This window comes from Methanosarcina sp. DH1 (assembly GCF_020804205.1).
In the GTDB taxonomy this organism is placed as follows: Archaea; Halobacteriota; Methanosarcinia; order Methanosarcinales; family Methanosarcinaceae; genus Methanosarcina; species Methanosarcina vacuolata.
On the sequence record NZ_WJBJ01000012.1, the window covers coordinates 70,065 to 77,154 of the forward strand.

The following is a 7,090-nucleotide window of genomic DNA, read 5'->3' on the forward strand; positions in this document are numbered from 1 at the left end:
TTTTTATTATTCCTGAATATACTTTTACGACGCTCTCACTATAAAGGAGTCATTTAAGCAAAAAATTTTGACTATTATGAAAATATTACAGCAATAATATATTATAGTATCAATAGAGTATTAAGAGAAAAAACATATTAAAATGTAATGTTTAATATTTTTAAACAGACAATAGTAAATAATTAATTAAGAACAGGTTAACTGTTCGTGATGCATCCAGCCAATAGGCTGGAGATCTAACCCTTCCAGAATTAAGTCCTATTTTTGTCCTGCCAGTTTGCCAGACTACGGATATGTTCAAATCTAAGAGACCTTGTACCACGATTTCTCATACTATCCTTCTCTTTTTTCATCCAATATTATTAAAATAAAACATATAAAAATATAAATCAGCAGGTAAAGCCTCACTAAAATTGAAAGCCGGATGAAAAAACATCCAGTATCCGGAATAATTTCAGATTTAACGTTTGAGGATTTGGAATGAAATCGAATAAGATATGTATGAAGTTGCTAGTACAGAAACAATTATTCCTACAAATATATATATGATTGTAAAATAATAGCTCCGGGACATATTACTCAAAACAGAGAAATATTCTTGACATAACACCAACATAACACAAAAAATAAACAAGTAAACATAGATCTAAAGGGAGTGGGAAATTAATGAGACAAATTATGGCATTAATCATGGCACTGGCATTATGTATTATTGCGATGCCTGCGATGGCAGAGGAAGAAGAACCAAGTGAACCAAATGAATTACTTTCGCCAGACGATAATATCTGGATCTCCATATCCCCGATGGAAGAACATCCGATGTATATCGACCGACCGGCACCGATAATTCCGACAATACCCGGCTATCCGATCCGTGTGGCGGTTTATAGTAATCCTTATAAATATCTAACAACTGATGAATACGACAACCCTATTTGGGCAGAGATTTATGATCCCAGTATAGATAATTTCAGTGTTACTAAGCTAAAAGACTTCACAAAAGCCCAGATAACACTCAGACTTCCAAGTGATACAGACTCTGAATATCCTGCCCTTACAGGTGCAAGCTATACGAAAGTGCACATGGAGAATGACTATAAGTACGAATATGTCTTCTACGTAAGAGATCTGAGCTACCTTGATTCAAGTGTTAATAGATTATTCTTCGTTGCTGACAATGGAATCGATTGTTACCAGGGAAGCGGCTTGGTAAAAGTAACAGAAACATCCCAAAAAGGCGGAGGGGGCAATGGCGGTTCTGGCAGTGCAGGTAATCACAAAGGTGGTAATGGCGACAACGGCGGTAGAAAATAAAATCCCTTTGCTTCTGGAATAATTCCGGAATGCCCTCATAAAAGGTTACAAAACACTGAAGCATTTCAATATAAATTTTGAGCTAAAAATATACCAAAACGCACATGAAATTCTTCTAATTACAGGCATAAAGAAATGAAAATACTTGAAAGAGCTTTCATGTCCAATATATAAAAAATGATTAGAGATATATAACGGGAGTAACAGATCAAAAAAATTCGCAGGTTCTCCCGGGATATATCTCACTGTTTATATTCTTATAAGATATCAAAATAAAGTAACCAATAAATATTGTTTTCGAAAAATGTTATTTAAAGTCGCTAACCTCATCTTAATGTGGCAACCATTTTTCAGGCAGATTATCCCGGTCCTCTTCGTTATCCTGTGAACTACTTCACCCTGAATTTTTCGCCTGATGGCTCAGTTCTTCCGAGGAAAGGGACTTCCAGCCTTCTTGTTAAAACTTTTAATTCTTCCTTCATCTTCTGTGACAGAGGAGGATTAATTGATAGTTGCAGTATTACCAAAACCTGTGTTTAATCCCTATTTATCCATCCCTATAAGAAAAGCAGCCGAATTGAAAATCCTGAAATTTAAATTTAAAACATATATAAAATATTGTTGTAGAATATAGCCAAGATTGGTATAAGCAAAACAAACTTTCCTATCAGTATATATCCATAAGAAAAAAATAACTTATTGTGCTTTTGTTAAGCCAATTATAAAAAAAGTTATTAGATAGCAACATTTGAAAATTAAAAGTTGCAAAAGATCTACAAGAAATAGTAATTTTGGAAGAGATAAATAAATGAAAAAGATCATAACTTTTTTCCTGGCATTTGCATTATGTATCAGTGCAATGTCTGTAATAGGGGAAGCGGGGAAATCCACTGTTGTAACCGATGGAAGGACCAGCGGTCATTATGGTGGCGGAGGTTCTGGAAGCGATGGAGGATGTGATGATGGAGGAGAGTCCGGAAGCGATGGAGGATGTGATGGAGGAGAATCCGGAAGTGGTGGAGCAGGAGGGTCTGGAACTAAAGGCCACTATGGCGGCGGAGGATCTGGAAGCGATGGAGGGTGTGAAGGAGCATAAGATTACCTGCAAGATAAATAATAAATCTTGAAAAATAGACAGATTACAGAAATAAAATCCATTTTTTCATTTTTTTGATATATCTGGAGTAATTAACCGGCAACCTGGCATTAATTATTGAACGGGAAATGCTGATTTCTGTCTCCCAGCCTGGCAAAGATTTTTTCAGGCAGATCATCACGGTTTTCCTCATTAACTACCAAAACCTCGAATTCTTTCCTCATCCTCTGAGCCAGCTGGTGACTGCTTGACCGATGCAGCACTGCAAGAACCGGTTTATCGGATTCAAGGACTACCTCAACTGCCGAAACGAAAGCTTCGGATTTTAGCTCCATCGGCCCGACCTCATCGATAACTATCAGGTCACATTCCAGGGCACTCCTGAGAGCATTTGCCCCGATATTTTCAAGGTCTTCCAGGTTGACGTGATATTTTCCAACTCTCGGCCCGCTTCCTCTAATGCTGCCCAGAATTCCGGTTTTTCCTGTAGCAAGGTCCCGTATCGAAAAACCTTCTCTCTTTCCTTCTTTCCGGATTTCGGAAGTCTGGATACCTCCTATTTTGAAGCCAGGCTGGTCGGCAAGTTTTTCAGCAGCTTTTGCCACGACTGTTGATTTTCCAATACCCGGACTGCCGGTTACTGCAATTCTCAACATGGTATTTTTCGTCCCCCTTGTTATCCCATTTCCCAGAAATAGAACTTGATTTTACTTAAATTAGCCAGCGGTGAGGTTTTACGTTGACTATAAAATGATTGCAGGATATACTGGAATATACATCGAAAGCTTCAATTAATCTAAATTTAGTAAATATATATGGAAATATATATGGAGTTGAAATTATGACCACAGACCAGGAGATTCTTGCCAGACTACAGGAGATAGAGAAGAGAATGGAAAAGATGGAAGCTTCACTCGAAAATATTAACAATATCCTGAAAAAGGTCGAGCAAAATACCTATTTTGGGTGCTATATGCCGGAGGAGAAGCCGGAGTGAAGAGATAAAGAGGAATAAATTGTTAGATTTTACAGATGATTTTACAGATTTTACTTTTTTCGACGCACACTTTTTAACCAGTTGATATATCCTGGACAACCTTACTATGAATTCATTTTTTCATTCTGAGTTTTATTAATTCTATGCTTTCGTAAAAAAAATATATTCTTTTTTATATTTATAGTCACTTCTGACAATAAAAACAAAACTATAAATTTGATAGTTTCTAATTTTTGTTACTGAGAAGGTGTTTTTTTGTGGACTATTATTCCCTGGACCTGCGAGTATCAAAAGGATCTGAAAGTTCTTACAACAACCAGTATACGGCTTCAATTCTTGAAAATGGAGATACGAAAGCCACCCAGAATTTTGAACTCCGGCGCGATCTGAAACTTATTCAGATGCTGGACCGGATTGAAGAAAAAGTTATTATTCCCAAACCACAGCCTGAAGAGACAACTCATATCGAATTCGGAAAAATGCTGTACGATACTGTATTTTCAGGTGAACTGGGAGAGTACTTCAACAAATGTCTTAACGAAGTCCAGGACAAAAATTGCGGACTCAGGATTTCAATGCAGTTCGCTGAAGATATTCCTGAAATTACAGCTTTGCCCTGGGAATACCTGCACAACGGAGAAGACTTTTTAATCACCAGAAGGAGCATTTTGCTCTCAAGGCTTCCACCTGAAGTAAAGAAAACCGAATCTAAACCCCTTGATTCTATTCTCCGAATGCTGGTAGTAATCTCAAGTCCAGATGGTCCCGGAATTTCACCATTAAACACTGAAAAAGAGCAGGAAATTATTCTGGAAGCCCTGGATAAACTCCAGAAAGACCAAAAAATTAAGGTAGATTTTACAGAAGATGCCACTTTTGAAAACGTCCAGGGTTACCTGAATGAGCAAAACTATCACATTGTTCATTTCACAGGGCACGGAGTAAGCAGAAACGGCAAAGGACACCTTGTATTTGAATCAGAAGATCGAACAGCCAGACTCATAGATAATAAAATCCTTGCAGACCTTTTTACCGAACGAGGCATCAGGCTTGTTGTGCTCAGTTCCTGTGAATCAGCCAAAGGCTCGAACAAAGAAGCTTTCGGTGACCTTGCCAGTATGCTTTCGAAGCAAAGAGTACCGGCTGTAGTAGCCATGCAGTATTCGGTATTGGATGACGTGGCAATCCAGTTTGCATACACTTTTTACAGGACGATTGCAATCGGAAAATCGGTTGATGTTGCCCTCAAAGAAGCCAGAATTGCGATGAAGGATTCGGAAAAAAGCAATGGATTTGACTTTGCAACTCCTGTTCTGTATCTTTCAGACTGCAACTGCGTCCAGGCAGGAAAAATAAAACCGGAACCTTCTGAATTTGAATTCAAACCCAATAAACTGTCAGATTTGCTGGATTTGCCAGTGATGAATAAAGGCTTCGTTGCCAGGAAAAAAGAGCTTCGAATTTTGGAAAAAGGCTTTAGATCCGATGTAAAGCGTGCTGCTATTATTCACGGTTTTGGCGGCATGGGAAAAACCGTTCTTGCAACCCGACTTGCGCTAAAAATGAATGAGTATTTTGACGGGACTTTTGGGATGAAATGCACTTCAACCACCCGACCTGAAGATATCCTGAACAAAATTAATAGCTTCTTAATGATGAACGGAAGATCTGAACTTAACCAGGTTCTTAATCAGCCTGAACAACTTGAAATTAAAACCTCCCGACTTGTAAACATACTTAACCAGTTTCGTTTCCTGATAATCCTTGACAACTTTGAAGATTGCCTGGACGAAGACCGAAAAGAAATTGAAAACCCAGAACTCAAGGCATTCATCCGGCATCTTCTAAACAATACGATCAGCAATACAAAATTCATCATAACAACCCGTTACGATTTTGATCCTCTGGAAGGCAGGCTGTCTGAAAGCATTGAACATATCTCCCTTCCTGAACTGCATTTTCCGCAGGCCAACTGGCTAATGAACAACTATACGGAACTTGCAGACCTGGATATTCCGAAAAAAAGGCAGATATATGATATAATAGGCGGACACCCCTGGACGATAGGGAAGTTCGCAAAACTTTCTTCCGTTCAGGGTGTGGACAGTTTAATGCTGGACTTAAAGCCCTTGAAAAAGGAACTTATGGAGTTTACCCTGCTTGACAAATCTTTCTCAAAACTGGATACTGATGCTAAAAAACTTTTCCTCTATGCTTCGATTTACGGAGAAGCCGTTCCTGTAGAAGCATTATCATGGATAATAGGAGACGAAAAAGATGAAAGCCCTTCTATTGTAGAGCCACTGCAAAAACTCATCCAGTGGGGTTTGATCTCAAAAGAAGAATATGACCAGACTGTCTACATGGAACATACAATAGTCAGGAATTTCGCACAAGATAAGCTAAAAGAAGAAGGATTCGATAAAAAGAAGCTTCTCATCAGGGCTGCCAAATATTACGAAAATCTGGTATCTCAAACTGGAAGTCTCTGGGATTATCTGAAAGCACGAGACTACTACTTCGAAGCAGAAGATTGGAAAAGGGCAAACGAAATTGTAGAAAATGTCTCAGACCTTATGATCCGCTGGGGACACATTGAACTTGCAATGAATCTATTAAATGATTCTATCAACACGACATCAGGAGATACGAGAACAAACGCCGAATACACCCTTGCGACGATTTACTACCGCCTCGGAGACCTGAATATGACATTAAAAATATATAACAATATTAAATATAAATGTAAGAAAGGGGGGAATAAAAGGGGGGTTGCAGTTGTACTTCATGCAATTGGAATGATTCATCAGGATCAGGGCAACTACGAAGAAGCAATCAAAAAGTATAACCAGTCACTGAAAATTAAAGAAGAGCTGGTAGACAAAAGCGGAATTGCACAAACACTGCACCAGATAGGAATGATTCATCAGGGTCAGGGCAACTACGAAGAAGCAGTGAAAAAGTATAACCAGTCAGTGAAAATTTCAGAAGAGCTGGGAGACAAAAGCGGAATTGCACAAACACTGCATCAGCTTGGAATGATTCATCAGGGTCAGGGCAACTACGAAGAAGCAGTGAAAAAGTATAACCAGTCACTGAAAATTTCAGAAGAGCTGGGAGACAAAAGCGGAATTGCASRAACACTGCATCAGCTTGGAATGATTCATCAGGRTCAGGGCAACTACGAAGAAGCAGTGAAAAAGTATAACCAGTCACTGAAAATTAAAGAAGAGCTGGGRAACAAAAGCGGAATTGCAATAACACTGCACGCGCTTGGAATGATTYATCAGGATCAGGGCAACTACGAAGAAGCAATCAAAAAGTATAACCAGTCACTGAAAATTAAAGAAGAGCTGGGAAACAAAAGCGGAATTGCAGRAACACTGCATCAGCTTGGAAATGTTCATTATTTCTAGGGCAACTACGAAGAAGCAGTGAAAAAGTATAACCAGTCMCTGAAAATKRAAGAAGAGCTGGGAAACAAAAGCGGAATTGCAATAACACTGGGACAATTAGGAAGAATATATGCGGAAAGGGAAGAGTTATCTCTTGCTCTTCAGGCRTATTTAACTGCTTTTTCGATTTTTAAAACGCTTAATTCTCCATACGTTCAACTGGCTGCAAGTGATCTGGCTGAATTGCGAAATAAGATGGGAGAAGAAGAATTTGATGCCGAATTTGAA

The 7,090-nt window shown here is 38.7% G+C and carries 6 protein-coding genes and 1 pseudogene; 6 read left to right on the forward strand and 1 reads right to left on the reverse strand.

Features of this window, described 5'->3' with window-relative positions; translation table 11 throughout:
- The first annotated feature begins 666 nt into the window (after nt 1-666).
- The 3 genes from FXW07_RS06660 (at nt 667) to FXW07_RS19460 (ending at nt 2,410) form a co-directional block, all read left to right on the forward strand.
- Nucleotides 667-1,314 (forward strand): hypothetical protein, encoded by a 648-nt coding sequence (locus tag FXW07_RS06660; RefSeq protein WP_229394775.1) that lies wholly within the window; start codon nt 667-669, stop codon nt 1,312-1,314.
- A 336-nt stretch (nt 1,315-1,650) separates the two neighbouring features.
- Nucleotides 1,651-1,854: a hypothetical protein gene (locus FXW07_RS06665; protein WP_229394776.1), complete on the forward strand. Its 204-nt coding sequence runs from the start codon at nt 1,651-1,653 to the stop codon at nt 1,852-1,854.
- Nucleotides 1,855-2,122: 268 nt separating this feature from the next.
- Nucleotides 2,123-2,410, forward strand: a complete 288-nt coding sequence (locus tag FXW07_RS19460; protein WP_276573345.1) for a hypothetical protein — start codon at nt 2,123-2,125, stop codon at nt 2,408-2,410.
- A 110-nt stretch (nt 2,411-2,520) separates the two neighbouring features.
- On the opposite strand, the gene FXW07_RS06675 is transcribed toward FXW07_RS19460, so the two are convergent.
- On the reverse strand, nt 2,521-3,066 hold the full coding sequence (locus FXW07_RS06675) for an NTPase (RefSeq protein WP_229394777.1): 546 nt from the start codon (nt 3,064-3,066) through the stop codon (nt 2,521-2,523).
- A 185-nt stretch (nt 3,067-3,251) separates the two neighbouring features.
- Between FXW07_RS06675 and FXW07_RS06680 the strand changes: the two genes are divergently transcribed.
- From FXW07_RS06680 to FXW07_RS19505, 3 genes and pseudogenes are all read left to right on the forward strand, one after another.
- A complete protein-coding gene (locus FXW07_RS06680; protein ID WP_156151042.1) occupies nt 3,252-3,407 on the forward strand; it encodes a hypothetical protein in 156 nt (51 codons plus the stop codon).
- 257 nt (nt 3,408-3,664) lie between these two features.
- Nucleotides 3,665-6,823 (forward strand): tetratricopeptide repeat protein, encoded by a 3,159-nt coding sequence (locus FXW07_RS06685; protein WP_229394778.1) that lies wholly within the window; start codon nt 3,665-3,667, stop codon nt 6,821-6,823.
- Between the two features lie 12 nt (nt 6,824-6,835).
- Nucleotides 6,836-7,090 (forward strand): annotated as a pseudogene (locus tag FXW07_RS19505) (hypothetical protein); the annotation flags it as partial.

Bases quoted from the DNA above. Each gene is read 5' to 3' on its own strand.
- FXW07_RS06660 (WP_229394775.1), top strand. From the start codon at position 667: ATGAGACAAATTATGGCATTAATCATGGCACTGGCATTATGTATTATT.
- FXW07_RS19460 (WP_276573345.1), top strand. From the start codon at position 2,123: ATGAAAAAGATCATAACTTTTTTCCTGGCATTTGCATTATGTATCAGT.
- FXW07_RS06675 (WP_229394777.1), bottom strand. From the start codon at position 3,066: ATGTTGAGAATTGCAGTAACCGGCAGTCCGGGTATTGGAAAATCAACA.
- FXW07_RS06680 (WP_156151042.1), top strand. From the start codon at position 3,252: ATGACCACAGACCAGGAGATTCTTGCCAGACTACAGGAGATAGAGAAG.